This window comes from Roseateles sp. GW821-FHT09G03, from assembly GCF_059416045.1.
The window spans coordinates 247,517-272,776 of sequence record NZ_JBWKOK010000005.1; the positions used below are offsets into that span (position 1 = coordinate 247,517).

At 70.3% G+C, this 25,260-nt stretch carries 21 protein-coding genes; 11 read left to right on the plus strand and 10 right to left on the minus strand.

The window, feature by feature from the left end; all coding sequences use genetic code 11:
- Nucleotides 1-3: 3 nt before the first annotated feature.
- On the minus strand, nucleotides 4-660 hold the full coding sequence (locus AC07OZ_RS19680; RefSeq protein ID WP_495468771.1) for a GAF domain-containing protein: 657 nt from the start codon (nucleotides 658-660) through the stop codon (nucleotides 4-6).
- A gap of 258 nt (nucleotides 661-918) precedes the next feature.
- On the opposite strand from AC07OZ_RS19680, the gene AC07OZ_RS19685 reads away from it, so the two are divergent.
- A complete protein-coding gene (locus AC07OZ_RS19685) occupies nucleotides 919-1,389 on the plus strand; it encodes a DUF1203 domain-containing protein (protein WP_495468772.1) in 471 nt (156 codons plus the stop codon).
- A 52-nt stretch (nucleotides 1,390-1,441) separates the two neighbouring features.
- Here the strand turns inward: AC07OZ_RS19685 and AC07OZ_RS19690 are convergent, their stop codons facing one another.
- From AC07OZ_RS19690 to AC07OZ_RS19710, 5 genes are all read right to left on the minus strand, one after another.
- On the minus strand, nucleotides 1,442-3,256 hold the full coding sequence (locus AC07OZ_RS19690) for a retroviral-like aspartic protease family protein (protein ID WP_495468773.1): 1,815 nt from the start codon (nucleotides 3,254-3,256) through the stop codon (nucleotides 1,442-1,444).
- Between the two features lie 203 nt (nucleotides 3,257-3,459).
- Nucleotides 3,460-4,347 carry a sialate O-acetylesterase gene (locus AC07OZ_RS19695; RefSeq protein WP_495468774.1) on the minus strand — a complete coding sequence of 296 codons (888 nt, stop codon included), beginning with the start codon at nucleotides 4,345-4,347 and terminating at the stop codon, nucleotides 3,460-3,462.
- Between the two features lie 194 nt (nucleotides 4,348-4,541).
- Entirely contained in the window at nucleotides 4,542-5,576 is a 1,035-nt protein-coding gene (locus tag AC07OZ_RS19700; RefSeq protein ID WP_495468775.1) for an acyltransferase family protein, read from the minus strand.
- Nucleotides 5,573-6,778, minus strand: a complete 1,206-nt coding sequence (locus AC07OZ_RS19705; RefSeq protein ID WP_495468987.1) for a pyridoxal-dependent decarboxylase, exosortase A system-associated — start codon at nucleotides 6,776-6,778, stop codon at nucleotides 5,573-5,575. The genes AC07OZ_RS19700 and AC07OZ_RS19705 overlap by 4 nt, the downstream gene beginning before the upstream one ends.
- A gap of 142 nt (nucleotides 6,779-6,920) precedes the next feature.
- A complete protein-coding gene (locus AC07OZ_RS19710) occupies nucleotides 6,921-8,561 on the minus strand; it encodes an acyl-CoA ligase (AMP-forming), exosortase A system-associated (RefSeq protein WP_495468776.1) in 1,641 nt (546 codons plus the stop codon).
- 119 nt (nucleotides 8,562-8,680) lie between these two features.
- On the opposite strand from AC07OZ_RS19710, the gene AC07OZ_RS19715 reads away from it, so the two are divergent.
- Genes AC07OZ_RS19715 through AC07OZ_RS19755 form a run of 9 tightly spaced genes read left to right on the plus strand, consistent with a single transcriptional unit; the run spans nucleotide 8,681 to nucleotide 18,177 of the window.
- Complete coding sequence (locus AC07OZ_RS19715) at nucleotides 8,681-8,932, plus strand: acyl carrier protein (RefSeq protein ID WP_495468777.1); 252 nt, start codon at nucleotides 8,681-8,683, stop codon at nucleotides 8,930-8,932.
- Between the two features lie 41 nt (nucleotides 8,933-8,973).
- A complete protein-coding gene (locus AC07OZ_RS19720) occupies nucleotides 8,974-9,891 on the plus strand; it encodes a hydrolase 2, exosortase A system-associated (RefSeq protein WP_495468778.1) in 918 nt (305 codons plus the stop codon).
- Nucleotides 9,888-10,832 carry a hydrolase 1, exosortase A system-associated gene (locus AC07OZ_RS19725; protein ID WP_495468779.1) on the plus strand — a complete coding sequence of 315 codons (945 nt, stop codon included), beginning with the start codon at nucleotides 9,888-9,890 and terminating at the stop codon, nucleotides 10,830-10,832. Before AC07OZ_RS19720 ends, AC07OZ_RS19725 begins: the two co-directional genes overlap by 4 nt.
- A gap of 39 nt (nucleotides 10,833-10,871) precedes the next feature.
- The gene (locus AC07OZ_RS19730) at nucleotides 10,872-11,690 is read left to right on the plus strand and encodes a tetratricopeptide repeat protein (protein ID WP_495468780.1); all 819 of its coding nucleotides are present in this window, start codon (nucleotides 10,872-10,874) and stop codon (nucleotides 11,688-11,690) included.
- 34 nt (nucleotides 11,691-11,724) lie between these two features.
- Nucleotides 11,725-12,984 carry a DegT/DnrJ/EryC1/StrS family aminotransferase gene (locus AC07OZ_RS19735; protein WP_495468781.1) on the plus strand — a complete coding sequence of 420 codons (1,260 nt, stop codon included), beginning with the start codon at nucleotides 11,725-11,727 and terminating at the stop codon, nucleotides 12,982-12,984.
- A 10-nt stretch (nucleotides 12,985-12,994) separates the two neighbouring features.
- A complete protein-coding gene (locus tag AC07OZ_RS19740; RefSeq protein ID WP_495468782.1) occupies nucleotides 12,995-14,260 on the plus strand; it encodes a glycosyltransferase in 1,266 nt (421 codons plus the stop codon).
- Complete coding sequence (locus tag AC07OZ_RS19745; RefSeq protein ID WP_495468783.1) at nucleotides 14,257-15,390, plus strand: GNAT family N-acetyltransferase; 1,134 nt, start codon at nucleotides 14,257-14,259, stop codon at nucleotides 15,388-15,390. The genes AC07OZ_RS19740 and AC07OZ_RS19745 overlap by 4 nt, the downstream gene beginning before the upstream one ends.
- A complete protein-coding gene (locus AC07OZ_RS19750) occupies nucleotides 15,387-16,841 on the plus strand; it encodes an oligosaccharide flippase family protein (protein ID WP_495468784.1) in 1,455 nt (484 codons plus the stop codon). Before AC07OZ_RS19745 ends, AC07OZ_RS19750 begins: the two co-directional genes overlap by 4 nt.
- Nucleotides 16,834-18,177 carry a 3-deoxy-D-manno-octulosonic acid transferase gene (locus AC07OZ_RS19755; RefSeq protein ID WP_495468785.1) on the plus strand — a complete coding sequence of 448 codons (1,344 nt, stop codon included), beginning with the start codon at nucleotides 16,834-16,836 and terminating at the stop codon, nucleotides 18,175-18,177. Before AC07OZ_RS19750 ends, AC07OZ_RS19755 begins: the two co-directional genes overlap by 8 nt.
- Before the next feature lie 196 nt (nucleotides 18,178-18,373).
- Here AC07OZ_RS19755 and AC07OZ_RS19760 read toward each other — a convergent pair whose 3' ends face one another.
- Nucleotides 18,374-19,540 (minus strand): glycosyltransferase WbsX family protein, encoded by a 1,167-nt coding sequence (locus AC07OZ_RS19760; protein ID WP_495468786.1) that lies wholly within the window; start codon nucleotides 19,538-19,540, stop codon nucleotides 18,374-18,376.
- 5 nt (nucleotides 19,541-19,545) lie between these two features.
- Nucleotides 19,546-20,640 (minus strand): hypothetical protein, encoded by a 1,095-nt coding sequence (locus AC07OZ_RS19765; protein WP_495468787.1) that lies wholly within the window; start codon nucleotides 20,638-20,640, stop codon nucleotides 19,546-19,548.
- A 222-nt stretch (nucleotides 20,641-20,862) separates the two neighbouring features.
- On the opposite strand from AC07OZ_RS19765, the gene AC07OZ_RS19770 reads away from it, so the two are divergent.
- Complete coding sequence (locus tag AC07OZ_RS19770) at nucleotides 20,863-22,527, plus strand: asparagine synthetase B family protein (RefSeq protein WP_495468788.1); 1,665 nt, start codon at nucleotides 20,863-20,865, stop codon at nucleotides 22,525-22,527.
- Nucleotides 22,528-22,554: 27 nt separating this feature from the next.
- On the opposite strand, the gene AC07OZ_RS19775 is transcribed toward AC07OZ_RS19770, so the two are convergent.
- Both AC07OZ_RS19775 and AC07OZ_RS19780 read right to left on the minus strand, forming a co-directional pair.
- Complete coding sequence (locus tag AC07OZ_RS19775; RefSeq protein WP_495468789.1) at nucleotides 22,555-23,829, minus strand: AAA family ATPase; 1,275 nt, start codon at nucleotides 23,827-23,829, stop codon at nucleotides 22,555-22,557.
- A gap of 36 nt (nucleotides 23,830-23,865) precedes the next feature.
- Nucleotides 23,866-25,098, minus strand: a complete 1,233-nt coding sequence (locus tag AC07OZ_RS19780) for an ATP-binding protein (RefSeq protein WP_495468790.1) — start codon at nucleotides 25,096-25,098, stop codon at nucleotides 23,866-23,868.
- Nucleotides 25,099-25,260 lie beyond the last annotated feature (162 nt).

A 25,260-nucleotide genomic window follows, 5' to 3' on the forward strand; every position in this document is an offset into this window, starting at 1 on the left:
CCGTCAGACCGCTTGGCCCGCCTGGCCTGATGAGGCCGGTTGAGCGAGTTGCGCCAGGCGCTGATGGTTCTCCAGATCGTCGGCGCTGAAGCCGAGCGCTTCCAGCGCCCTCGCCTCTCCCAGGCCCGAGCGCGCCATCGCGTCGAGCAGGCGCCGCGCCGAGGATTTCAGCTCGGCATGCCGGGCCTCGAAGCGTTCGACCTCGGTGCAGGCGCGGAGATCATCCTCGATCGCATCGCGCATCAGCGAGACCAGCATGCGCACACCGGAGGACGTCTCGCGCGGGCGCTCGTCCATCACGCACACGGTGCCGACGACGGTGCCTTCGGCATCGCGGATCGGCTCGCCGTAGTAGTGGACCAGGCCCAGGGCGGCGGTCGGGTTGCGATCGCCGATGGCGGGCAGGCGGCGGACGTCGCCGACGAGCAGATGCTCGCCACGGCGGATCACGTTGGCGCAGTAGCTGTTGACGGCGAGTTCGAGGCGTCCGTTGCGCGGAAAGCGCTGCTGCTCATCGCGCACGCCGAAGAAGACGAGGTCGCTGCCGTCGACCAGGTTGATCATCGCGACCGGCATGTCGAGCTGCTGCGCCAGGACTTCCAGCATGCGCTGCCAGCGGCCGTACAGGCGTTCCGAATCGGCGAGGCAATGGGTCGGCATGCAATCCTCCGGCGCGACAGCGCATGGGCATCAGCGCGCATGAGCATCCATGATCGCGCGATCCCGCGAACCGGACCAGCCCCCAGGACGAAGGGCGACGTTACCGCCCGCCGACGGAACTTGCGGGACGACATCGAGCGTTGACGAACTTCGCATCGGGCTCTGGCAATTCCATGTCCGGAAACGGCGCGACCGGCATCGTCCGGGTCCCTATCGTGGGCGCTTCCACCACTCGGACGGCCCCCGCGCCGCGCTCACATGGACTTCCGCATCCTGGGCCTCGACCCTGCTCCCTTCCGCCCGATGTTCAGCATGACCGACGCGATGCTGCGCGAGCAAGGCGTGCTGCGCGTGCGCATCGACAGCCCGCGCTCAGCGCCCGACCGCGTCACGCTCGACGACGCCGCGCCCGGCGAGACGGTGCTGCTGCTCAACTACGTCTACCTGGACGTCGACACGCCGTACCGCGGCACGCACGCGATCTACGTCCGCGAGGCCGACGCCGAACGCTTCGACCGCGTCAACGAGGTGCCCAAGGCACTGCGCGGCCGGATGCTGTCGGTCCGGGCGTTCGACGCGGCGGGGATGATGGTCGACGCAGACCTCGTCGACGGCGAGCGTGTCGAGCCCCTCATCGAACGCTTCTTCGCCCACCCGGAGGTGAGCTACCTCCAGGTGCATTTCGCGAAGCGCGGGTGCTATGCGGCGCGGGTGGAGCGGTGCACCTGACTCGACATCAGGGCGCTCGCCAAGCCCGGGCGAAACAGCGCCCGGGTGCAGGTCACTCCGGCTTCGCCGCCGTGACCGCCGCAGCTTGCGGGCCGACCAACGCGTCGAACCCCGCCTTCTTCACCGCCTCATCGATCGTCGGCATCAACTTGCGCGCAGCCTCGAGGTCCGACCGGCCCTTCTCCGCCTCGTTGAGCTTGAGTTGCGCCAGGCCGCGGCCGTACAGCGGCCAGGCCCAGGATCTCAGCTCGATCGTCTTGTCGAAGGCCTTCTTCGCGCGGGCGGCGTCGCCCAGGCGCAGGTAGGTCCAGCCCAGGCTGTCGCGGTACGCCGGCGTATCGCCGTCCAGGTCGACCGCCTCCTTGCAGTCGTCCAGCCCCAGCGGCACGTCGACGTTCATCCGCGCCCGCAGCCAGCAGCGGCCGTTGTAGGCCTCGGCCAGCCGCAGGTCCTTGGGATGGCTCTTGATCCAGAGCTCGTACTGCTTCAGCGCCTCGGGCGCCTGATTGAAGCGGGCGTGGTACTCGGCCATCGTCATGCGCAGGTTCGACGGCGGCGGCAAGGCCGCATCCAGCGCCGTCAGGTCCGCCTTCGCGCCATCGCGATCGCCCGCGGCCACGCGCAGCGGCACCCGGCGCAGGCGCGCCTCGGCCAGCGACGGGTCCAGCGTCAGCGCCGTGTCCAGGTCCGCCAGCGCCAGCTTGGGCTGCTTCATCGCCAGATGCACGCGCGAGCGCGCGTCGAAGCAGCCCGCCACCTCGGGCTTGAGCTCGCAGGCGCGGTTCAGGTCCTCCAGCGCCCGCTTCGGATCACCGGCCGTCAGCGCCGCAGCGCCTCGGCGCATCAACCCATCGGCATCGTCGGCCGCGATCTCTTCCGCCTTCGCGGCGTAACGCTGGTCGTAGTTGCTCGCGTCGGCGGCGCGGCCCTGCGCGAAGATCGGCCCGCCGTTCCAGGTGGCGTACACCTTGCCCTGGAGCCGGGACACGTAGACCCGGTGAGACAGGAAGTAGTCCAGCCCGAGCAGCATGCCGTGGTCATAGGTGTCCACGTCGTTGATCGGCAGGCGGTTGCGCGTGATCTTCTCGCCGGCCAGCTCGAAGGTCTCGACATCGGCGATCCAGCGCTCGGCATAACCGCTGCCGATGCCGCTCGTCCGGCCGAAGGGCTTCATGTCCGCGTCCTTGATCCCCGCCCGTCGCGCCGCCTTCAGCGACAGCGACGTCCCCGGCGCGCCGGTGTCCATCAGCGCCGTGACGCGCTCGCCGTTGATCTTCGCGAGGACGCGGACCGCCGTGTCGTTGCGGCGGCCGTTGGTCTCGATGGGCGCCTCGATCACGGGCGCCTCGCCGGCCCAGTAGGCCAGATTCGCCTTCTCGCAGTCGCCCTTGGGGAAGACCAGGCGCAGCATGCCGTGCGCGAGGTCGTATTCCGTATCCGCCGCCGACAGGAAGTTGCGGCCCAGGATGCCCATGATCCCGGCGTTGAGCTCGTTGCCGCCGACGAAGAAGTCCACCTTCTTCAGCGTCGCCAGTTGCAGGCCGACCTCGTCCACCGTCGTGACCCGCAACGACTCGACCGAGCCCGCCTGTCCCTGGATGGTGAAGTTGGGCGGCGGACGCCGCAGCTTCAGGTTCAGCTGCGCCGCCGTGGCCGCGCTCATCATGCTGTAGAAGGCGCCGCTGTCGACCAGCATCGGCACCTCGACCCCGTTCAGCTGCACGGTGGCCACCGGCCGGTGCTCGACCAGCCGCACGGGGATGTTCATCGTCTCGATGCTGCAGCGGGCCTTGCCCGGCTCCTCCGCGGCGGCCCCCGTGGCCACCAGGATCAGCGCCAGCAATGGCGCAAGTCGGCGTGCGTTCAATCTCTTGTCCCTCCCTGGGTGTGGGAGGCTGACGATACCCGTCCCGCACGCACGGAACGCCCCTCCCGAAGGGGGAGTCGACGTCCGCGCCACACGATCCGCGCCGGCTCAACGACTTCTCAACGCCGCCTCCACGAGATCACGACAACGCATCTCGTGACCCGGTCGTGCCGCCTTTCATTCGCCGTCGTACTTTGGCCGTCTCATTGCCCCGTCGCGGCCGGCTTCAGCGCCTGCGCCCACAACGCCGCCGCGCGGGCGGTGCCGTCCACCGTGAAGTGGCAGCCGTTGCGCAGCGGCAGGCTGAGCGTGTCCGTGTCCGGACCCGCGCGGAAGCCGCTGTCGGGAATCGCCAGCAGCTCACGCACGGCCTCGCGCACCTGTCCGCCATCGTGCGGTGGGCAGTAGGTCGAACGCGCGATCCACCACGGCGCGTCCACGCCCCGCGCGGCCACCCCCGCGCGCAGCGCCGCCAGCGCGTCGCGGTAATCGGCCATCGCCGTGCGGTCGCGCGCGTCCGCTTCGCCCTGCTGCCACAGCACCGCGGCCACCGGCCAGCGCGTGCCCTTGATGCGGTCCATCTGCGTCTGCCAGTAGCTGCGCAGCGCGCTGTTCGGATCCGTCCATTCCGCGATCGAGCTGCCGTCCACCGCGACCACCGCCCACACGATCGGATGCCCCTGCCAGCGCCCGCCGAGCGCCTGGTTCACGGCCGGCCAGAGGCTTCCGCCGGAACCGGTCGCGCCCGGCACCGGCGAGCTCGCCAGACCGCAGCCGCCCAGGTGCAGCACCGGCATGGGCGGCACCGGCGCGGCCGCGGGCGGGATCGGGTCGGCGTGATTCGCTGCGTTGGACTGGCCCATCACGACGATCACCACCGGCTGCTCGTTCTTGAACACGGTGCCGCAGTCGGGCGCCGTCACCGGCATGTCGTGGATCGCCGCGATCCGCGCCGCGAGGTCATCCGCGGGCGTCGAGGGTTTGCCGTTGCGCAGCATCGCCACGCCCGCCGCGATCATGCCGCCGCAGGACAACAGCGCCACTGCGCCGATCGCCAGCGGGATCAGGGAATTCTTCCGTTCTTCGGTCATCAGGAGCGTGGTCGGCTGGAGGGGAAACGCGCATTGTCTCCGCCCCGGACGATGCCCGCCGCACGCACGCCGCGCACGCCGCGCACGCCGCGTTCCGAGCTTGGGGGCGCCGGTGCCCCTCGAAGCGAATGCCGAGCGTGAGGAGGCGATTGAGCGGAGAGGGGTACCGGCGCCCCCAAGCGGCGCAGTCCGCCTCAGCTGCCAGCGTGCGCCGGCGTCGACGCCTGCTTGCGCGCGCGATAGCGATCGCGGATCCAGCGCATCCCCGGCTGCTCCACGAAGCGGGTCAGCCCATGCGCCAGCGCCGCCGACAGCGCCATCGTCAACGCGATGGCGAGGTGCACCTCGACGCCCCAGCCCTCGAGCCGGCGCAGCACCGCCCAGCCGATGTTCTCGTGCAGCAGGTACAGCGTGTACGAGATCGCGCCCAGCCACAGCAGCACCGGATGCTCCAGCCAGGTCCAGCGCCCGCGCGCGGCGCCGAACAGCACCGCGTAGAACGCCGCCGCGAGTGCCGCGAGGCCCCAGTCCTCGACGAGCCCGATCACCAGCATGGCGGACACCGCCAACGCCCAGTCCCACGCGGACGCGGCGTCCTGGCGGCTCAGGCGATAGATCGTGACGCCGAGCGCGAACCAGCAGATGTAGGGCAGCAGCAGCCAACGCTGCCCGACCCAGGGCAGATCGAGGCCCCAGAAGGTCTGCGCCGCCGCGTAGGTCAGCCGCAGCGCGAGACAGGCGAACAGGAAGTTCCGCAGCCCCGCCGCGCCGCCGACGCGGAAGCTCAGCAAGGCCCAGGCGTAGAACAGCAGCTCCACCTCCAGCGTCCAGTAGACGCCGTCGACGTGCGCCATGCCGAAGAAGCCCTGCACCATCGTCACGTTGACCAGCAGCACCTCCCAGCCCACCGTCTTGCCGGGCAGGCCGATCGCGTGGGTCAACGCGAAGGTCAGCAGGATCGCGCCCCAGTACGCCGGATACAGCCGGCTGAAACGGGACACCACGAAATCCATCGGCCGCGCGGTGCGCTCCAGCGTCATGAAGATGACGAAGCCGCTGATCATGAAGAACAGGTTGACGCCCAGGTACCCGTACGGGAACGAGACCACCGGCGGCTGCGCGTGACCGAAGAGCTGGTCGTAGCGCGTCGTGTAGTGGAACAGCACCACCGCCAGCGCCGCGATGCCGCGCAGGGCATCGAGTTGCGCCAGGCGCGGGGTGGAGCTCACACCAGGACCTCCGCCGCCCCCGGATGGCTCAGGAAACCCTGCGGGCTCGCCGTGATGCCGTAGGCGCCGGACTGGAAGACGACGACCAGGTCGCCCGGCTCGGCGTGCGACAGCGTCATGCGCTCGCCCAGCAGATCCAGCGGCGTGCACAGCGGTCCGACCACGGACACACCCGCTTCGGCCTCGCCGCCGACGCGGTTGCCGATCGCGACCGGGTAGTTCTTGCGGATCACCTGGCCGAAGTTGCCCGAGGCCGCCAGGTGGTGGTGCAGGCCGCCGTCGGTCACGAGAAAGACCTGACCCCGCGAGACCTTGCGGTCGACGACGCGGCACACGTAGACGCCGGCCTCGCCGACCAGGTATCGGCCAAGTTCGACGACCAGCTTCGCCTGCGGCAGCTCGACCGCGGCGCGCTCGATCAGCGCGGCGAGGTTCTCGCCGATCGTCGTCAGGTCCAGGCGCTGCTCGCCAGGGAAATACGGGATGCCGAAGCCGCCGCCGAGGTTCAGCACCTTCACCGGCGCCGGTGCGTCCTTCGCCAGCCGCAGCGCGAGCTCGAAGCTCTTGAGCTGCGCCTCGACGATCGCCTCCGGCTTCAGGTTCTGCGAACCGGCGAAGAGGTGGAATCCCTCGAAGCCCAGGCCCGCCTCGCCGATGCGGGCGAGCAATTCCGGCACCTGCTCGGCGTCGACGCCGAACTGCTTCGGGCCGCCGCCCATCTTCATGCCGGAGGATTTCAGCTCGAAGTCCGGGTTGACGCGCACTGCGACGCGCGCCGCGTAGCCCGTCTCCGCGCACAGCGTGCGCAGCAGCTCGACCTCGCGGAACGATTCGAGGTTGATCAGGATGCCGGCGGCCAGCGCCTGCTTCAGTTCCAGCGTGCTCTTCCCGGGACCGGCAAAGCTGATCTCGCGCGGATCGGCGCCGGCGTCCAGCGCGACCTGCAGCTCGCCGGCCGAGGCGACGTCGATGCCGTCCACCAGCGTCGCCAGGTGCGCCACCAGCGCCGGCATCGGGTTGGCCTTCATCGCGAAGTGCAGTTCCAGCTTCGCGGGCATCGCGGCACGGAGTTCCTCGACGCGACGCGTCAGCAACGCGCGGTCGTAGGCATAGAACGGTGTGCGGCCCACGCGGTCCGCGAGCCGCGTCAGCGGCTGGCCGCCGATCTGCAGCACGCCGTCGCGAGCGACGAACTGGTCCATGGGCGCATGTTGCGGCGCGGCCTTGGCGGGCACGGCGGCGGGCGTCTTGATGTCGTCGTTGCTCACGGAGTCTTTACCAGTTCGTCTGCAGGGTCGCCGGGCGGGGTCCCCGGCAGGGTTGTCAGCGGGTTCGCGGGCGGAATCACTGCGCTTCCTGCTTCGCCACCCACTCGGTGCTCAGCAGCTTGCGATCGATCTTGCCGTTCGGGTTGCGCGGCAGCGGGCCGGTCTTCTCCTCGATGCCGGCGGGAATCATGTAGGCCGGCATGCGGGCCTTGCACAGCGCCAGCAGCGCGGCGCTGTCGAGGGTGTCGGCGCCGGCCGGCGGCGTCGCGATCACCTGGATCGTCTGGCCGAGCGTCGCGTGGTCCACGCCGAAGGCCACGCATTCGCCGACCAGCTGCGTCGCGTACAGGATCTCCTCGACCTCGGTCGGGCTGACGCGGTAGCCCGAGGTCTTGATCATCTCGTCGCGGCGGCCGATGAAGTACAGGAAGCCGTCGGCGTCCATGCGCACGTTGTCGCCGGAGAAGACCGCGTACTCGGGCAGTTGCAGTCCGGCCTCGCGGCCCGCCACGCCGGGCGGCAGCAGCTTGTAGCGCTCGGCCGTCTTCTCGGCGTCGTTCCAGTAACCCAGGCCGACCAGCGCGCCGCGGTGCACCAGTTCGCCGGGCTCGTCCGGCGCGCAGGGCGTGCCGTCCTCGCGCAGCACCAGGATCTCGGCGTTCGGGATCGCCTTGCCGATCGAATCGGGCCGGCGGTCGACCTCCTCCGGCGGCAGGTAGGTCGAGCGGAAGGCCTCCGTCAGGCCGTACATCAGGAAAGGCTGCGCCGACGGCACGCGCTGGCGCAGCAGGTTCAGCGTCTCGCGCGGCATGCGCCCGCCGGTGTTGGCGAAGTAGCGCAGGTGCTGGTCGATCGCTGCCGGCCACTCCAGCTGCGCGAGCTGGATGTACAGCGGCGGCACCGCCGTCAGGCCGGTGATGCGGTCGCGCTCCAGCGCCTTGAGCACGTCGCGCGGCATCAGGTAGTTCAGCAGCGACACCGACGCGCCCGCGTGGAAGGCCGTCGTCAGCTGGCTGAAGCCGGCGTCGAAGGACAGCGGCAGCGCGGCCAGCAGGCGGTCCTCGGGACGGTTCTTCAGATAGCTCGCAACGCTCTTCGCCCCGGCCACCATGTTGCGGTGCGACAGCACCACGCCCTTGGGCCGGCCAGTCGAGCCGGAGGTGTAGAGGATGGCCACCATGTCGGTGTCGACGACGCGGTGCGCCGTCTGCGCCGGCGCGTCCAGCAGGTCGCTGTAGCGGACCCAGCCGTCCGGCGATGCCCCGGACGCCGGGTTGGACGACGCGTCGGGCGAGGCATTCGGCGCGGGATCGACCACCACGACGTGCCGCACCGACGGGCAGTCCGCCAGCACCGTGCGCAGCGACGCAAAACGGTCACGCGAGGTGATCAGCACGCGCACGTCGCAGTCGCGCACGATGAAGCCGACCTGCTCCGGCTTGAGGATGGGGTTGACCGGCACGAACACACCGCCCGCGGCGGGTGCCGCGAAACTGGCGACCACCGTCTCCAGCCGCTTGTCCAGGTAGATGCCGACGCGCTCCGCCCGTTGCAGGCCCAGCGACAGCAATCCGTTGGCCAGACCGCGGACCTGCGCGGCGAGTTCGGCATAGTCCAGCGCGCGGGCGCCGTCGCGCAGCGCCGGGGCCGCCGGATCGCGTTCGGCGCTGTGCCAGATCAGGTGCGGAAGCAGGTGGCTGTCGATGGCGGCGGTCATCAAAAAAGTATCTCACGCGGCCCCCTGGCAATCCCTCACGAAGCCCCGTGGATCCCCTTGGGATGAGGGGGCGCCCCAGGGGTTCCCCCAGAGGGCGACAGTTAAGATCCTCCCCGACCATGAACAGCCAACAACACCTGCTCGCCATCCTCGACGACGTCCTCAGCCTGGAAGGCCGCGCCAAGGACTTCACCGTCGACACCGCGCTGCTGGGCGCGATCCCGGAGCTCGACTCCATGGCGGTCGTCAGCCTGATCACCGCGCTCGAGGAACAGTTCGGCTTCGTCGTCGACGACGACGAGATCGACGGCGCCACCTTCGCCACGGTCGGCGCCCTGCTGGACTTCGTGAACGGCAAGCTCGCCGCCTGACGGGCGACTGGCCCGTCACGATCGCCGCGCCACTTTCCCTCATGGCCGCCGCCACGACGCCGCCCCCCTCATCCACGCCGTTCTTCCTGGATGACGGCGCCGGCGGACAGCGGCTGTGCGTCCACTATCCCGCCGCCGCGTCCACGGCGGCCACCGCCGGTTCGCCGCGCGGCCAGATCCTGCTCCTGCCGCCCTTCGCGGAGGAGATGAACAAGTCCCGCCGCATGATCGCCCTGGCCGCCCGCGCGTTCGCCGCAGCCGGCTTCGACGTGCTGACGATCGACCTGCTCGGCTGTGGCGACAGCAGCGGCGACTTCGGCGACGCCTCCTGGGCGCACTGGCAGGGCGACGTGCGACTGGCGCTCGGCTGGCTCGATGCCCGCGCCCTGCCCGGCCCGGACGGCGCGAAAGCGCCGCTGTGGCTCTGGGGCCTGCGCGCCGGAGCGCTCCTGGCGCCCGCGGCCTTCGACACGCTGACCCACCGGCCGCTGCACCTGCTGCTCTGGCAGCCGCTGACGGCCGGCAAGCTCCAGCTCCAGCAGTTCATGCGCCTGCGCGTCGCGGCCGACCTGATCGGCGGCCAGACCAAGGGCGCCGTCCAGGCGATGCGCGACCAGCTCGCGCGCGGCGAGTCCGTCGAGATCGCCGGCTACCTGCTGGCGCCCGCGCTGGCGGAAGGCCTCGAATCCGCCCAGTTGAAGCCGTCGGCGCGCGTGCGTCGTGTCGCCTGGCTGGAGCTCTCTCCGCGCGAGGGCGCGACGCTCACGCCCGCCGCGTCAATGGTCGTCGAGGCCTGGACCGCGTCAGGCGCGGAGGTCCGTGCCGCTGTCTGCCAGGGGCCGTCCTTCTGGGCCGCCATCGAGATCGAGGAAGCGCCGCGCCTGATCGAGGCGAGCCTCGCGGCACTGACTGCCGACACCGACTTCGCGACCCGGCCGGTCGAGGCGGCGACCGCATGACCGCCCTGACCACATCCGCGCATCGCGACAGCGTGCTGCGCATCGACTGCGACGGCCAGGCGCTGGTCGGCCTGTTGAGCGAACCTGTCGTCGCGACGATGTCCGCCTCCGCCGTCATGGCAACACCTGCCCCCGACACCGGCGTGCTGCTGATCGTCGGCGGTCCGCAGTACCGCGTCGGCAGCCACCGCCAGTTCACGCTGCTGGGCCGCGCGCTCGCCGCTGCCGGCGTGCCCTGCCTGCGGCTGGACCACCGCGGCATGGGCGACGCGCAAGGCGACCAGCGCGACTTCGAGCAGCTCGACGCCGACATCGCCGCCGCGATCGACGCCTGGCAGCGCGAGCATCCGTCGCTGAAGCGCGTGGTGCTCTGGGGCCTGTGCGACGCCGCGTCCGCCGCGCTGCTCTACGTGCATCGCCGCCGCGACCCGCGCGTCGCCGGGTTGTGCCTGGCCAATCCCTGGGTCCGCACCGAGGCCAGCCTGGCCCGCGCGCACGTCAAGCACTACTACCTGGACCGCCTGCGCCAGCCGGCGTTCTGGCGCAAGCTGCTGAGCGGCCGCGTGGGCCTGGGTGCCGTGCGCGAGCTGCTGGGCAAGCTCGCGTTGAGCCGCGCGCCGGCGCTCCCGGAACACTCGGAACACTCGGCCCGCTCGGCCCGCTCGGCCGACACCCGCCATTACACCGAGCAGATGGCCGACGGCCTGCGTGCGTTCGGCGGCCCGGTGCTGCTGATCCTGTCGGGCAAGGACGTCTGCGCCAATGAATTCCTGGACCGCTGCCGCGACGGCGGCCCCGCCTGGCAGGGCCTGCTGAACCGGCCCGGCCTGCGCCGCGAGGACCTGCCCGACGCGGACCACACCTTCTCGACCGCCGCCTGGCGCGCCCACGTCGAACGGCTGACCGCCGCCTTCGTCCGCGGCGTGCCGGCCGCCGCCTGATCGCCTGACCGGTACACCCGGCCCCACCGGAGCCCCGCCATGTCCGTCCCCGCCTCCCATCGCGCCTCCCGCGCCCCCTGGCGCACCCTCGTGCTGGCCCTGGCCGGCGCCGTCGCCGCCCACGCCGCCGTCGCGCAGGGCATCGGCTGCGGCGGACTGGCCAACAACTACGGCCCGTTCGACTACCGCCTGTACAAGAACGCCCCCGAGATCGATCCGGTGACCCATCAGATGTCGCCGCTGCAGATGGTCGAAGGCGCCCACTTCATCGAAACCTGCGAGGCACTGATCAAGTGCAAGCGCGGCACCATCGGCAGCGACATCGACTACACGCTGCGCGCCTTCCCGAACCACCATCGCGCGCTCATCGCGATGATGCTCTACGGCGAGCGCACCAAGCGCGATCAGCCGCCGGACGCGATGTTCACCATCGACTGCTATTTCAAGCGCGCGCTGACCTGGAAGTCGGACGACGTCATCGTGCGCCTGATCTACGCCGGCTACCTGAACGGCAAGGGCAAGCCCGCGCCCGCCAAGGAGCAGCTGGAGGCCGCGGCCAAGCTGACCGGCGACAACGCCTTCTCGGTCTACAACGTCGGCATGGTCGCGCTGGACCTCAACCAGGTCGACCTGGCCGTCGACTCCGCGCGCAAGGCCTACGGCGCCGGCATGACGCACCCGGTGCTGCGCCAGCGCCTGATCGCGCTCAACCGCTGGCCCGCGGACATCGTGCTGCCGGGCGAAGCGGCCTCGGCGCCGGAGTCCTCGCCCGCATCGGCACCGGGGGCTTCGGCGGCGGCGTCGGCCGCCTCGGCGCCCGAGTCCGCCGCGCCGGCCGCGCCCGCCACGGCCCGCTGACCGGGAGGCCGTCGACTTGAGCCCGCCGCCCACCATGCTTGCGCCGCGACTGCCCGTCATCGGCTGGCGCACCTTCGCGGGCGCCGCGCACATCGACCAGCACAGCCTGCTCGACCATCCGCGCCATCTCCCCACCACCAGCGGGCGCGCGGCGATCCTGCTGGCGCTGGAATGCCTGGACGTCGGTCCCGGCGACCTGGTGCTGCTGCCGACCTACCACTGCCCGACGATGGTCTCGCCGGTGAAGACACTCGGCGCGGACGCGGCCTTCTATCCGATCGACGCGCACGGCGCGCCGCGCCTGGACTGGCTCTCGGCCCACGTGCCGGCCGCCACCAAGGCGCTGCTGGTGCCGCATTACTTCGGCCTGCCGCAGGCGATGGAAGCGGTGCGCGCCTGGTGCGACGCGCGCGGCATCGCGTTGATCGAGGACTGCGCGCACGCCATGTTCGGTCGCGCCGGATCGCGGCCGATCGGCTCGTGGGGCGACGTCGCCATCGCCAGCCTGACCAAGTTCTTCCCGACGCCGGAGGGCGGCATCCTCGCGCTCAATCGCGCCGACCTGACGATGCCGGCGCTGACGCCGGCGCCGCGGATCGATCAGGTCAAGGCCGCTTCCGACATCCTCCACATGGGCGCTGCGCACGACCGGCTGACCGGCCTGAACCGGCTGATCCGCGGCGCGTTCGCGCTCAAGAGCGCGCTGCGCCAGCTCCTGCGCGGAGGCACCGGGACACAGGGCGACGCCGCGGCCGCGCCCAGCCGCCACGGCGAGCTCGACGAGGCCGAGGAGATCGATGCCAACATGGCGCTGATCGACCTGCCGCTGTCGCACCGCGCGCTGACGCATGCCTGCGGATGGATCTCGCGTCGCGTGCCGCGCCGCCGCATCGTCGAGGCGCGCCGACACCACTACGCGTTCTTCACCGAGGCCTTCTCGGGGCGCGACGGTGTGCATCCGCTGCTGCCGGCACTGCCGGCGGACTGCGCGCCCTACGTCTTCCCGCTGTGGGTGCGCACGCCCGATCCGGGCTATGCGGAGATGCGCAGGCTCGGCGTGCCGGTCTCGCGCTGGGACCGGCTCTGGCCCGGCGTGCCCGCGCTGCCCGGCGATGCCGGCAAGTCGTGGTCGCACCACGTGCTGCAGCTCGCCTGCCACCAGGACCTCAGCGACGCCGACCTGCGCCGCATCGTCGAGCAGGTCGAGCGTCTCTTCATCACGCCCGCCAAGGCACCTGGCATCACGCCAGGCGTTGCACCCGGTATGGCGCCCGGCATGGCGCCCCCGCGCTGAGCGCCCGGTCATGCGACGCGTGCTCATGGTCTCCTTCCAGTTCCCGCCGATGGCGGGGACCAGCGGCGTGCAACGCGCGTTGCGCTTCGCGCAGCAGCTGCCCGCGTCGGGCTGGACACCGAGCCTGCTGACCGCGCATCCCCGCGTGCATGCGCAGACCGGCACCGACCTCGTCGAAGAGATCCCGAAGGACCTGATCGTGCGCCGCGCCTTCGCGCTGGATGCCGCGCGGCACCTGTCGATCGCCGGCCGGTATCCCGGTGTCCTGGCGCGCCCGGACCGCTGGCACAGCTGGCTGCTCGGCGCCGTGCCGGCCGGCCTGAAGCTGATCCGCGAGACCCGCCCCGACGCGATCTGGAGCACCTACCCGATCCCGACCGCGCACCTCGTGGGCTACTGGCTGTCCCGGCTCAGCGGCCTGCCCTGGGTGGCCGACTTCCGCGACCCGATGGCCCACGACGGCTATCCCGCCGATCCCGTGTTGTGGCAGAGCTTCGCGGGGGTCGAGCGCAAGGTCTTCGCGCGTGCGTCGCGCTTCACCTTCACGACGCCCGGCGCGGCGCGACTCTATGCGAAGCGTTTCCCCGCCGCCGCCGACCGGATCCGCGTGATCGAGAACGGCTACAGCGAGGACGCGTTCCGGCAGGCCGAACGGGCCCCGGTCGAGGCGGCGGGCACCGGCCCGCGCGTGCTGCTGCACAGCGGCGTCGTCTATCCCGACTGGCGCAGCCCGGCGCGGCTGTTCGAGGCGCTCGCCGCCGCGAAGGCCGCGGGCCGCATCGATGCGTCGCGACTGCGGCTGCGCTTGCGCGCGACGGCGCACGACGACTTCGTCCGCGAACTCGCGCATCGCCTGGGCGTGGCCGACCTGGTCGAACTCGCGCCGGCCATCCCCTATGCCGATGCACTGGCCGAGATGCTGCGCGCCGACGGCCTGCTGCTGCTGCAGTCCAACGACTGCAACGACCAGATCCCCGCCAAGGCCTACGAGTACCTGCGTGCGCGCCGGCCGGTGCTGACGCTGGCCGATCCGGCCGGCGACACCGCGCAGCTGATGCGCCGCGCCGGCCTGCCGCACAACGCGGCACTGGAGGACGGCCCCGGCGTCGCCGCCGTGCTCGACCGCTTCCTCGACGACCTCTTCCACGACCGTGCCGCGCTGCCCGCGCCGCCGGCCATCGCCGCCGCTTCGCGCGAGTCCCGCACCGGCGAACTCGCCCGCGTGCTCGACGAGGCCTGCGCCCCCCAGATGCCTACCGCCGAGGCCCGCCCATGACCCCGACGACTCCGACTTCCCCGCCCTCCGCCACCTCGCTGCGCTGGACCCTGATCGCGCTGCCGGACGCGGCCGCCTTCGCGCCGCATGCTGGCGCGTGGGACGCGCTGCAGGCACGCGTGACCGGCCTGCCGTTCCTGGAGAGCGCCTTCCTCGCGCCGCTGCTGGGCGTCTTCGGCACCGGCCGCGAGCGGCTCGCGCTGCTGGGCGATCCGAAGGCCCCGCGGGCCGCCGCGATCGTGACGCCCGCCGGCACCGCGCAATGGACCACCTTCCAGCCGTCGCAGCTGCCGCTGGGCGCCTGGTTGAGCGCGGGGGGCGAAGCCCTGGAGCCGCTCGCCGACGGCCTGCTACGCGCGCTGCCGCTGCCCGCGCTCGCGCTGGGCCTGACGCAGATCGACAGCCTGTTCCATGCGCGTCCCGCCGACAGCGCGCGCTGGCGCGGCCAGGACTACATCGCCACGGCGTGGGTCGACCTGTCGGGGGACTTCGACACCTATTGGGAGGCGCGCGGCAAGAACCTGCGCACCAACCTGAAGAAGCAGCAGAAGAAGCTGGACACCGCCGGCACCGTCACGCGCCTGGAATGCCTCACGCGGCCCGAGGATGTCGCCCCGGCGCTGACGCACTACGGCCGGCTCGAAGCGAGCGGCTGGAAGGGGTCCGAGGGCACGGCGATCGCGCCGGGCCATCCGCAGTACGAGTTCTATCGGGCGATGCTGGAAGCCTTCGCGCGCGCCGGCCGCGTGCGGCTGTACCAGTACTGGTTCGACGACGCCGTCGTCGCGATGGACCTGTGCATCGAATCGGGCGGCAAGATCGTCATCCTCAAGACCGCCTACGACGAGGCGCACAAGGCCGTGTCGCCGTCGACGCTGATGCGCCAGCTGCAGTTCCAGCAGCTGTTCGACGCGGCGGCCGCGGGCGGTCCGATCCGGCGCATCGAGTTCTACGGCAAGGTCATGGAGTGGCACACGCGCTGGACCGCCGAGGCGCGTCCGATCTATCACGCCACGCTGTACCGCTGGGGCTGGGTGCCGGCGCTCAAGCGTCTGCTGCGCCGCGGCGAGGCGGCGCCGGCCGCCAGCACGGACGACGCGGCCGCCAAGACGGAAGAAGCGCCCGCATGAGCAAGAGCCCGTCCGTGCGCGGCGCGCTGGCCTGGTCCTTCGCCGAGCGCTACCTGAGCCTGCTGATCACCGTGCCGACCACGATGATCCTGGCCCGGCTGCTGACGCCGACGCAGGTGGGCGTGTATTCGCTGTGCGCGGTGGTGACGAACCTGGCGTCGATCCTGCGGGACTTCGGCGTCAGCGAGTACCTGATCCAGGAGCGCGAGCTCGATCGCGAGAAGCTGCGCAGTGCCTTCACCATCACGCTGATGATGGCCTGGAGCATCGCGCTGGTGATCCTCGGCGGCCGCTTCCTGCTGGCGGACTGGTACCACGAGCCGCTGCTGGCGGACCTGCTGCTGGTGCTGAGCCTCAACTTCGTGATGCTGCCGCTGGCCTCGCCGTCCTTCGCGCTGCTCAACCGGGAGATGGCCTTCCACAAGGTCTTCCTCGTGCAGGTCAGCGCCAACGCCGCGAACTCGGCGACCAGCATCGCGCTGTCCTGGACCGGCCACGGCGCGATGAGCCTGGCCTGGGGGCCGGTGGTCGGCATCGCCGTGCAGGTGGCGATCCTCGTCTGGCTGCGGCCGCGCGACGCGCTGCTGATGCCGCGCCTGCGCGGCGCGGGCCGGCAGTTGCGCTTCGGGGCGATGTTCACCGGCTCGCGGCTGGTCGAGTCGGGCTCGCGCAACGGCCATGAACTGATCATCGGCAAGGTCTTCGGCTTCACCTCGCTGGGGCTGTTCAGCCGCGCGACGGGACTGATCGACCTGCTCGGGCAGACGGTGAGCTCGGCGATCCTGCGCGTCGCGACGCCGGCGCTCGCGGCGGACCACCGCGCCGGGCACAGCCTGGTCGGACCGTATGCGAAGGGCACCGCCATCTTCACCGGCATCGCCTGGCCCTTCATGGGCGGCGTGGCGCTGATGTCGGGCGACATCATCGCGTTGCTCTTCGGCCCGCAGTGGCACGAGGCCGCGCCGCTGGCCACGCTGCTCGCGCTGGCCGGCCTGCCCTACGCGCTGACGATGCTCGCGCCCAACGCGCTGGCGGCCACGGGCCAGATCCGGCGCCGGCTGTCGGTGGCGCTCTGGTACGGACCGACGCACCTCGCCTGCGTCGGCCTGGCCGCGTTCTGGAACCTGCACGCCGTGGCGGCGGTGTTCATCATCGGCAACGTGGTCCAGGTCGCGATGTACACGCGTCACCTGACCGAGGTGCTGAAGGCGACGCCGCGCGAACTGTTCGCGCCCAGCTGGGTCAGCGTGCAGCTGGCGCTGGGCTGCTGCGCCGGCCTCGGGCTGGCGCAGCTGGCCAGCTACGAATTGAGCCTGCCGCTGATCCCGCGCATCGCCCTGTGCGTCGCCGCGGGCACCGGCGCGTGGCTGGCTTGCGCCGCGCTGCTGCGGCATCCGGCGATGACGGAGGTCCGTCGCGCCCTGACCCACCTGCGGAGCCGCCATGCCTGAGCTGACACCGTCCCTGGCCGCGCCCGCCTCCGCCGCGCCGATCCGCCCCGGCGAGATGCTGCGGTGGGCGATGTTCCGCGCGCTGGAGCGCCTCAGCGACCTGCGCGGCAACAACACGCTGGGCGCGTTCTCGGTGACGCCGGCCGACGCGTCGGGGCCGGCGCTGTGGTTCTACGTGACCACGATCGGCGAGCTCAACGCGGTCGCGCCGATGATCGAATGGCTGATCGCCCAGCGGCCCGACCTGCGGCCCGTGCTGATCACCGAGCATCCGCATTACCGCGACGCCTACCTCGCGCGGCTGCCGCAGGCGGTGGTCTGCACCAGCCGCGGCCACAGCGCCGATGCGGGTCGCCTGGCCCGCCTGCTGCCACCGGCGATGCTGGCGGTGGCGGAGATCCCCTGCCTGCCGTCGGAAGCGCCCTGCCGCTTCTCCTATGCCTTCCTGCGCGAGGCGCGCCGCCACAACGCGGCCACGCTGATGCTCAACGGCTGGCTGTACCACTATGACCCGCCAGCGCGGCTCGACCAGATCGAGCGCCGGCTGCTGGAGCGGGACTTCCTGAACGCCTTCGACGTGCTGTGCGTGCAGGACGCCGAGACGGCCCGCCAGCTCGAATCGCGCGGCGCGCCGCGCGAGCGGCTGCACGTGACGGGCAACATGAAGTTCGACGCGATGCGCCGCGCCGACTGGGGCGTCGAGCAGGCCACGCGCAGCCCGCGCCTGCTCGGCCATCTGCTCGCGTCGGCCCGGCCCATCGTGGTCGGCGGCTGCGTCACGGAGCTGCCGGAACAGCAGCAGGTGCTGGCCGCCTTCGAGCGGCTGCGCCGCACGCATCCCGACGCGCTGCTGATCCTGGCGCCGCGGCATCCGGAGAACCTCGAGCGCATGGGTGAGCTGCTGGGACAGCTCGGCGACGCGGGGCTGCGCGTCACGCGGCGGTCGCAGGTCGAGGACGCGCCGCTCGCGACCGACGTGCAATGCCTGGTGCTGGACACCGTCGGCGAACTGCGGGACTTCTATGCGGCGGCGACGGTCGCGCATGTGGGCGTGGATCACAACGTGCTGGAACCGCTGGGGCTGAACAAGCCGCTGACGATCCGCGGCGGCTGGGACACGACCTATCCGTCGTATCCGGTCTACCGGCTGCTGCGCGATCGCGGGGTGCTGCACGAGTGCGACGACGAGACTTCGATGTGCGACTACTGGCTGGCCGCGATCGAGCGCGCGCCGCGCATCGCGGACGATCTGCAACGCACTGAAGAAGCGCTGGCGTCGATGCGGGGGTCGGTGGCTCGGCATCAAGCCGCCTGCGCGCCACGGATCGGGCGCTGACAGGCAAGGTCCTTCGACTGCCAACGTCGGCGCGCTTGGCCGCCAAGTCATGAGGCTGTCAGACCGTCGGTCTTCCAGCGCTCGCCGGCGTCGTTCAGTCCGCTGGACTGAACTCGGTCCGGCTCTCCCCCCGCGGCAAGCGCGGAAACTTCACGACTTGCCGTCCCCGAACGACCGAGGACATCGGGCCTTGGGGTCAGTCCTTGTGCTTCAGCGCATCGCGCGTCGCTTCCAGCAGCGTGCGGCCATTCACCGCGTCGGGCTCGAGGTGGTTGCCCTCGGCCCATTCGTTCCACGCGTTGATGAACACGACCTGACGCTGCGGCGGCTGGTGCTTGCGCGTCCAGGCCAGCGCGGCCTCCAGCCAGCGGCGATAGCGCTGCGGCGTGTTGTTCATCAGGATCGTGGCGCCGCCGGAGGCGCGCCGCGCGCTGTTGTCGAAACCGGGGCTGACGCAGCGCAGGAACGGATAGTCCGGCGCCGGCTTGGCCAGCACGCCGTCGACCATGCGGTCGTAGTCGAAGAAGTTGTGCTGGCCGTAGGCCTTCGGCAGGAAGCCGAGCTTCATCGCCAGGCGCGACTTCCAGCCGGTGAAGTGCTTGCCGCCCAGGCGCCGCCAGTCCGGCGCGAATTCGATCGACAGGTCCAGGCCCACCTCGCGCGGATCCGCGCCGGAGCCGGTGCCGCTCCATTCGAACTGGGCCAGCGTCAGTTCGCCCACGCCCTCTTCGCGCGCGATGCGGCGCCACGTCGCCAGCGTGCGCCGCGGATCGGGCAGGTGGTCGACCTTGTAGACGATGAACAGCGGCTTGCCGTCGATGCGGATGTAGCGCGGATCGCGGAAGTGCGGCAGCAGCGTGCGGATGTGCGCCTCGTCGTCCTCGTCCGAGTAGCGCTGCTCGATCAGCATCTCCCGGTCCTTGCCGTTCCAGGCGCGGGTCCAGTTCTCGTTGGCCCAGGCCAGACAGTAGGGGAAGTCGGGCTCGCCGCTGGCGCGGATCTCCTCGATCGGGCGCTCCATCAGACGCTCGCCGGTGAACCAGTAGTGGTAGTAGCAGAAGCCGCCGATGCCGTGCTCGCGGGCCAGTTCGGCTTGCGCCGCACGGGCCTCGGGCAGCCGCAGGTCGTAGAAGCCGAGCTCACCCGGCAGGCGCGGCTGGTAATGGCCCTTGTACAGCGGCTTGGCCTTGGCGACGTTGCGCCACTCGGTGAAGCCCTTGCCCCACCAGGCGTCGTTCTGAGGGAACGGATGGAACTGCGGCAGCACGATGGCGATGGCCAGCGGCTGCTCGGGCGAGGACGCCGGCGTCGACGACGCATGCACGTCCGCACGGTCCGGCGTGGCGAGGGAATCTGGCGTCATGCGGTTCATCGGAAGACGGAAGCTTGCAGCGCCTCGCGCCATTGGGCGGCGATGGCACGCGTGGAGTAGTCGCGTTCGATGGCCGGCATCGCGGCGCGCGCGCGGGCGGCCAGCGGCGCCGGATCGGCGATGTGGTCGGCGAGGTGGTCCCAGTCGTCCAGCGCGCAGTGCGCGCGCCAGGGCTGGTAATCGGGCAAGGGGTCGGCCATCACGGGCACGCCCTGGGCCAGCGCCAGCAGCATGCGGTTGTTGCTCTTGGCCATGGTAAAGGCGGTCATGCGGGTGGGCAGCAGCACCAGGTCCTGCTCGCCGAGCAGCGACAGGAAATGCAGCCGGTCCCACGGCCGGTAGCGATGCGGGAAGGTCGCTCGGCCGAGCAGCTCGCGATAGCGCTGTTCGGAGTTGCTGATCACCGTCAGGCGCAGCGGCTGGCGCCGCGAGGCGGCTTCCAGCAGCGGCAGCAGCGGCTCGAGTTCGGCCATGCCGCCGGTCGCATAGGCGCTGCCGTGATTGCCGAACCACACCAGTTGCCGGGCGACGCGACGCTGCGCGCGGTGCTCGCGCAACTCGCGCCAGGCGCGCCAGTGTCCACCCCAGCGGCCGGGATGCATGCGATGCGGCCACGATTCGAAGTCGCGCGCGGCGGCGGGCGTCTCGACCGGGTCGCCGACGACCCGCACCGGCGCGGCGGCGCGCAGCTCGGGCGGCAGTTCCGCCTCCAGCAAGGGCTTCAGTCCCGGCGAGGACACGGTGAACAGCGAGAACAGCGGCAGCGCCTCGCGGTAGGCGCTCAGCAGCTCGGCGCGGGCGGGATCGCCGGACTCGTTCAGGAAGTAGTTGTCGAAACTGTCCAGCACCAGCCGCACGCCACGCGTCCGGGCTTCGGCCAGACGCCGGGCGCGATCGCGCAGGGCGGCGGGCGAGCCGGCGTCGAGCAGCCATTTCGCCTGCACCACGAGCACGCCGTCGCCGGGCAGCGCTTGCGCGTCCGGCACCGGATCCAGCACGCGCGACACCAGACCCGAGCGGCGCAGTTCGCGGCTCGGCATCAGGCAGCGCAGGCGCACGCCGGCGTAGGCCGGGTTCAGCGCGTGTGGCATCCAGTGAATCTGCAAACCGGCTCCAGCGCCCGCCTCCGACAGCGGGCAGGCCGCGATTGTGCGGCATGGTCGGAAGCCTCCCCCCGAAGGACGGCCCTCCAAGTGGGTGGGGTCGGGGACAGGCGCCACGACTCATTTCCACGCCAGAATCCGCCGGGGGCGTTCCACACCGCGAGCGCCCTTCCCTTGCCTCCTGGCCGCTTCGCCGGTCCGTAAAGAACGATGACGACGAGCTCCGCCACTTTCCTCTCCACGGGTCAACCGGTGCTGCCGGGTCTTCCCACCGACGCGCCGGCCGCGCAACGCGACGCCGCATGGCAGACGCTGCTGTCGGCGAGCGATCCGGCACCGGCGCTGGCGCAGATCGGCGGGCGTTTCTCGGTCGCGTGGCGACAGCCCGGCGGACGCACGGTGCTGGCGACGGACCGTTTCGGCATCGAGCCGCTGTGCTATCGCATCGTCGGCCACGAGCTGCAGTTCGCGACCCGCGCGGACGACCTGGCCGGCGACGACGTCGACCTCGACCCGCAGGCGCTGTTCGACTACCTCTACTTCCACGTCATCCCGTCGCCACGGACGGTGTTCCGCAACATCTTCCGGCTGCCGCCGGGGCACGTCGCGATCTTCGAGCGCGGCGAACTGCGCGTGACGCCGTACTGGACGCCGACCTTCCGCGCCGATCCGGCACCGAAGTTCGAAGACCTGAAGATCGAGTTCAAGGAGATCCTGGCGCGCTCGGTCCAGCGCGCCATGCACGCGCCGGACGCGGCCTGCTTCCTGAGCGGTGGCACGGACAGTTCGACGGTCGCGGGCATGATGAGCCGCGTCGCGGGGCGGCCGGTGGACACCTACTCGATCGGCTTCGAGGCCGAGGGCTACGACGAGATGGCCTTCGCGCGCATCGCGGCCAAGCACTTCGGCGCCCGGCATCACGAGTACTACGTGACGCCCAAGGACCTGGTCGACGGGATCGCGAAGGTCGCGACGCACTACGACCAGCCTTTCGGCAACAGCTCGGCGCTGCCAGCCTACTACTGCGCGCGCCGCGCCCACGACAACGGCGTTCGGCACCTGCTCGCGGGCGACGGCGGGGACGAGCTCTTCGGCGGCAACACGCGGTATGCGAAGCAGACGGTCTTCTCCTGGTACGGCAATGTGCCGGGGCCGCTGCGGGACTTCGTGCTGCAGCCGGTGTTCGGCTCGCCGATTGGCAAGCTGCCGCTGCTGAAGAAGGGCGCGAGCTACATCGACCAGGCGCGCGTGCCGATGCCGGACCGGCTGCAGAGCTACAACCTGCTGACGCGGCTGGGCATGGCCGATGTGCTGGAGACGGACTTCCTGCGCCGCGTGGACCCGCTGGGGCCCCAGAAGCAGCAGCGTCAGGTGTGGAACGGGCTGAAGACCGGCAAGCTGGTGGACCGCATGCTGGCCTTCGACTGGCGCTACACGCTGGCCGATACCGACCTGCCCAAGGTCGTGGGCACGACGCGGCTGGCGGGCACTTCGGTCGGTTTCCCGATGCTGGACGACGAGCTGCTAGCCTTCTCCGAGCGCCTGCCGGCGGACTACAAGCTCAAGGGGCTGCAGCTGCGCTGGTTCTTCAAGGAGGCGCTTCGTGGCTTCCTGCCCGACGAGATCATCGTGAAGAAGAAGCAGGGCTTCGGCCTGCCCTTTGGCGTCTGGGCGACGCGCGATACCAACCTGCGCGCGCTGGCGGAGGACTCGCTGGGCAGCCTATCCACGCGCGGCATCGTCAGGCCGGAGTTCATCCGGAGCCTGCTCAAGGAACGCCTGCCGGAGCACCCCGGGTACTACGGGGAGATGGTGTGGATCCTGATGATGCTGGAGCAGTGGCTGCGGGGGCGGCGGCCGAATTACCGCGTGTGAGCGCGACGACGTTCGGAACGCCGGACGTCACGACAGCAGCACGGGGAACTCAGCGTTCTGCCCCGCCATAACGTGTTGCGGGGACTCGTCGTGGTCGCCTCGAAAGTCCGCGAGGGGATCGAGCGAGAGCAGCCAATCCGCTGCACGCTGGTTCTCGAAGGCGAATCCCAGCTCACGCCAGAGAATGCCCCGAGCCACCAATCGGCTGAGGGCCGACTCGATGCCTTCATCTGAACGCTCCGGGTCTTGCGGCGAACCGAGCAACATCTCCATGATCGCGGCGATGCGTCGACGGCACCACGTGGCATGCGGCGAGAAGCGTGGCCCGGTTTCTGCCATCACGCGCAACAACGCCAGTTCCAGATCGGTGAGCGACCGAAGCTTCGCGACAAATTCCTCTTTTCCCTCTGCAGCGCGATCGGCGACCAGCAACTGGAACAGCTGATCGACCGCACGTTCCGACCGGATGTCGGTCCGCCCCAACCGCTTGCAGACATCCATCAGGTCGCGAGGCCGATACAACAGCAGCTCGAAGCCCTTCACCATCAGCTCGGGGTCAAGCCGCAGCAGTCCCGGCAACTTGCCCTTCAGCCAGAAGACGAACTCTGTGCCAAGGCAGGGCAACTCCATCACCGTGGCGTCGAAGAAGGCCTCCTCCTTGGAGGACATCAGCTTCCTCAACTTGTGCGCGTGCGATCCCGTCGCCACAACACGAACGCCGGCTCCCGGCCCGATGTTCAAGTAGTCGGAACAGCGCATGAGGGCAAAGAGTACGTGGCGCCCGTGCTCGGTAGCCTGGCTGCGCTGCACTTCGTCGATGACGATGACCAGGCGTTTTCCGGCCTTCTGCGAGAGCGCCTTGAGCAGGTCGAGAACGCCGTCCGTGTACACCGCCTGGGCTTGGGCCACATTCATTTCCAGCCCTCCCAGCCGCACGTTCGTTAGTCCGAGGCTGCGTGCCGCGCGCAGCACCAATCCATCGAAGCGCTGCAACTCCGTCCTCAGCGCGTGCAGGATCGCTTGGCCAGGCTCCGCATTCCGGTAAGCCGCGAGATCAATCTGGACGACATGCACGTCGTGCTCGCTACGCAGCACAGGCATCAGATCCTCGCGAACGAAGGTGCTCTTGCCGGTACGGCGCGGACCGGTGAGCAACAGCCCGGACTCACGAGGGCGTGACATCAGATCGTTCGCGATATGCGACGCGAGCTGCCGACGCGGAAAGGTCAGTCCCGTATCGACCTGGTCAAGATCGGAGAACTCCGGAACACGTTGACCGAGCGGGGACGAAATTTGAAGCATGAATCACCTCCTGACCACTAAGACTCGGCATGCCGCTTACGCCGCCTCGACCGCACGCTGTTCATTCCCGAACAGCCTCGACAGATCCATCTCCCTCAGCCAGCCGACATGCCGGGCGTCCTCGATGACATAGATGCGGGAGTGCCACAGCAGCTCCAGCTCCGCGAGTCGTGCCAACGTGGCGTCAACGCCCTGCATGCTGAAGTCGGGGCGGATGGCCGTCTCGCCCATCAAGGAGAGCAGTTGCATCACCCGCTCATGGGTGCGCGAGAAGTGAGGCGCAAACTGGTGGCCCATCTCGGCCTTCAGAAAGAGGAACGCCGTGCTGAGCGGGCCCGCCGAGATCAGCCGCTCGGCGAAGATCCGCTGATCGCGCGCGAGCGATTCGTCGACCTGCATGAGCAACGACCGCTCGGCCTCACGCGCATCGATCGGGGAGTCTCCTCGCGACGCGTCGCACACGCCGATGAAGTCCTCGACGCGATGGAACAGGCGCTCGAACGCCTGCGCCATGACCGGCAAGCCGGGTCGGGCCCCCTCCTTCCAGCGGCTGCGTTGCCACTGGAGAAATTCCTCCCCCATCACCGGCAGCGCCAGCGTGCGGGCACAGAGGAAGGGCTCCTGTTTCTCGCGCACCATGTGCTCGAGCTTGTGCGCATGCGAGCCCGTCGCCAGGAAACGGAAACCGGGCCCCGGCGTCAACAGCAACGCGTCGCGCGCGGCCTTCAGTCCATGCAGCGCCACACGTCCCAGCTCCGTCATCGGCAGCCGATGGGCCTCATCGACCACGAGCACGACACGCCGGCCCGAGAGATGCGTCAGTCGTTGCAGGGACGTCGTGAGCGACTCGACCCGTCCCGCATTGATCTGCTCCAGGCTGATCTCGACACCGCACAGCCGGACACCTTTCAGCCCCGCGCGCCGTGCCATCCGGACCATCAGTCCGTCGAAAGCATCCAGTGCCAGGGCCAGCGCGCGATAGATCGCCAGGCCGGGATCCATCTTCTGGTCGTCCCAGAGGTCGACGTAGATCACGAGCGCATCGTGCTCACGTTCAAGCGCCGCGACCAGGTCGCTGCGGACAAAGGTCGTCTTGCCCGTGCGCCGCGGCCCGGTCAGGAAGAGACCCGACTTGAAGCTCTCAGACATGAGCTGGTCGGCCACGGACGACGCGAGGGCCAGACGATGGAACAGGCACGCCGGTGTCCCCAAGGCTTCGTTGGAAGCAGGGGAAGACGTGCGATTCGGAAAGCTTTGAATTTGCAGCATGGATGACCTCCAGACCACAAATTCTTAGCCCGTCCGAACCCGTCGAATTTCAACGGGCGCGGCGAAACGGGGTCAGTCGTTGCGTCGCACCCACGAACCGGCGGGAATCTTTTGGGGGTGTTTGTCGACCGACAACCGAAGTTCCATCCCTAGAACTTTTTC

Bases quoted from the DNA above. Each gene is read 5' to 3' on its own strand.
- AC07OZ_RS19680 (WP_495468771.1), bottom strand. From the start codon at position 660: ATGCCGACCCATTGCCTCGCCGATTCGGAACGCCTGTACGGCCGCTGG.
- AC07OZ_RS19685 (WP_495468772.1), top strand. From the start codon at position 919: ATGGACTTCCGCATCCTGGGCCTCGACCCTGCTCCCTTCCGCCCGATG.
- AC07OZ_RS19695 (WP_495468774.1), bottom strand. From the start codon at position 4,347: ATGACCGAAGAACGGAAGAATTCCCTGATCCCGCTGGCGATCGGCGCA.
- AC07OZ_RS19705 (WP_495468987.1), bottom strand. From the start codon at position 6,778: ATGGACCAGTTCGTCGCTCGCGACGGCGTGCTGCAGATCGGCGGCCAG.
- AC07OZ_RS19710 (WP_495468776.1), bottom strand. From the start codon at position 8,561: ATGACCGCCGCCATCGACAGCCACCTGCTTCCGCACCTGATCTGGCAC.
- AC07OZ_RS19715 (WP_495468777.1), top strand. From the start codon at position 8,681: ATGAACAGCCAACAACACCTGCTCGCCATCCTCGACGACGTCCTCAGC.
- AC07OZ_RS19720 (WP_495468778.1), top strand. From the start codon at position 8,974: ATGGCCGCCGCCACGACGCCGCCCCCCTCATCCACGCCGTTCTTCCTG.
- AC07OZ_RS19725 (WP_495468779.1), top strand. From the start codon at position 9,888: ATGACCGCCCTGACCACATCCGCGCATCGCGACAGCGTGCTGCGCATC.
- AC07OZ_RS19730 (WP_495468780.1), top strand. From the start codon at position 10,872: ATGTCCGTCCCCGCCTCCCATCGCGCCTCCCGCGCCCCCTGGCGCACC.
- AC07OZ_RS19735 (WP_495468781.1), top strand. From the start codon at position 11,725: ATGCTTGCGCCGCGACTGCCCGTCATCGGCTGGCGCACCTTCGCGGGC.
- AC07OZ_RS19740 (WP_495468782.1), top strand. From the start codon at position 12,995: ATGCGACGCGTGCTCATGGTCTCCTTCCAGTTCCCGCCGATGGCGGGG.
- AC07OZ_RS19745 (WP_495468783.1), top strand. From the start codon at position 14,257: ATGACCCCGACGACTCCGACTTCCCCGCCCTCCGCCACCTCGCTGCGC.
- AC07OZ_RS19750 (WP_495468784.1), top strand. From the start codon at position 15,387: ATGAGCAAGAGCCCGTCCGTGCGCGGCGCGCTGGCCTGGTCCTTCGCC.
- AC07OZ_RS19755 (WP_495468785.1), top strand. From the start codon at position 16,834: ATGCCTGAGCTGACACCGTCCCTGGCCGCGCCCGCCTCCGCCGCGCCG.
- AC07OZ_RS19760 (WP_495468786.1), bottom strand. From the start codon at position 19,540: ATGACGCCAGATTCCCTCGCCACGCCGGACCGTGCGGACGTGCATGCG.
- AC07OZ_RS19765 (WP_495468787.1), bottom strand. From the start codon at position 20,640: ATGCCACACGCGCTGAACCCGGCCTACGCCGGCGTGCGCCTGCGCTGC.
- AC07OZ_RS19770 (WP_495468788.1), top strand. From the start codon at position 20,863: ATGACGACGAGCTCCGCCACTTTCCTCTCCACGGGTCAACCGGTGCTG.
- AC07OZ_RS19775 (WP_495468789.1), bottom strand. From the start codon at position 23,829: ATGCTTCAAATTTCGTCCCCGCTCGGTCAACGTGTTCCGGAGTTCTCC.
- AC07OZ_RS19780 (WP_495468790.1), bottom strand. From the start codon at position 25,098: ATGCTGCAAATTCAAAGCTTTCCGAATCGCACGTCTTCCCCTGCTTCC.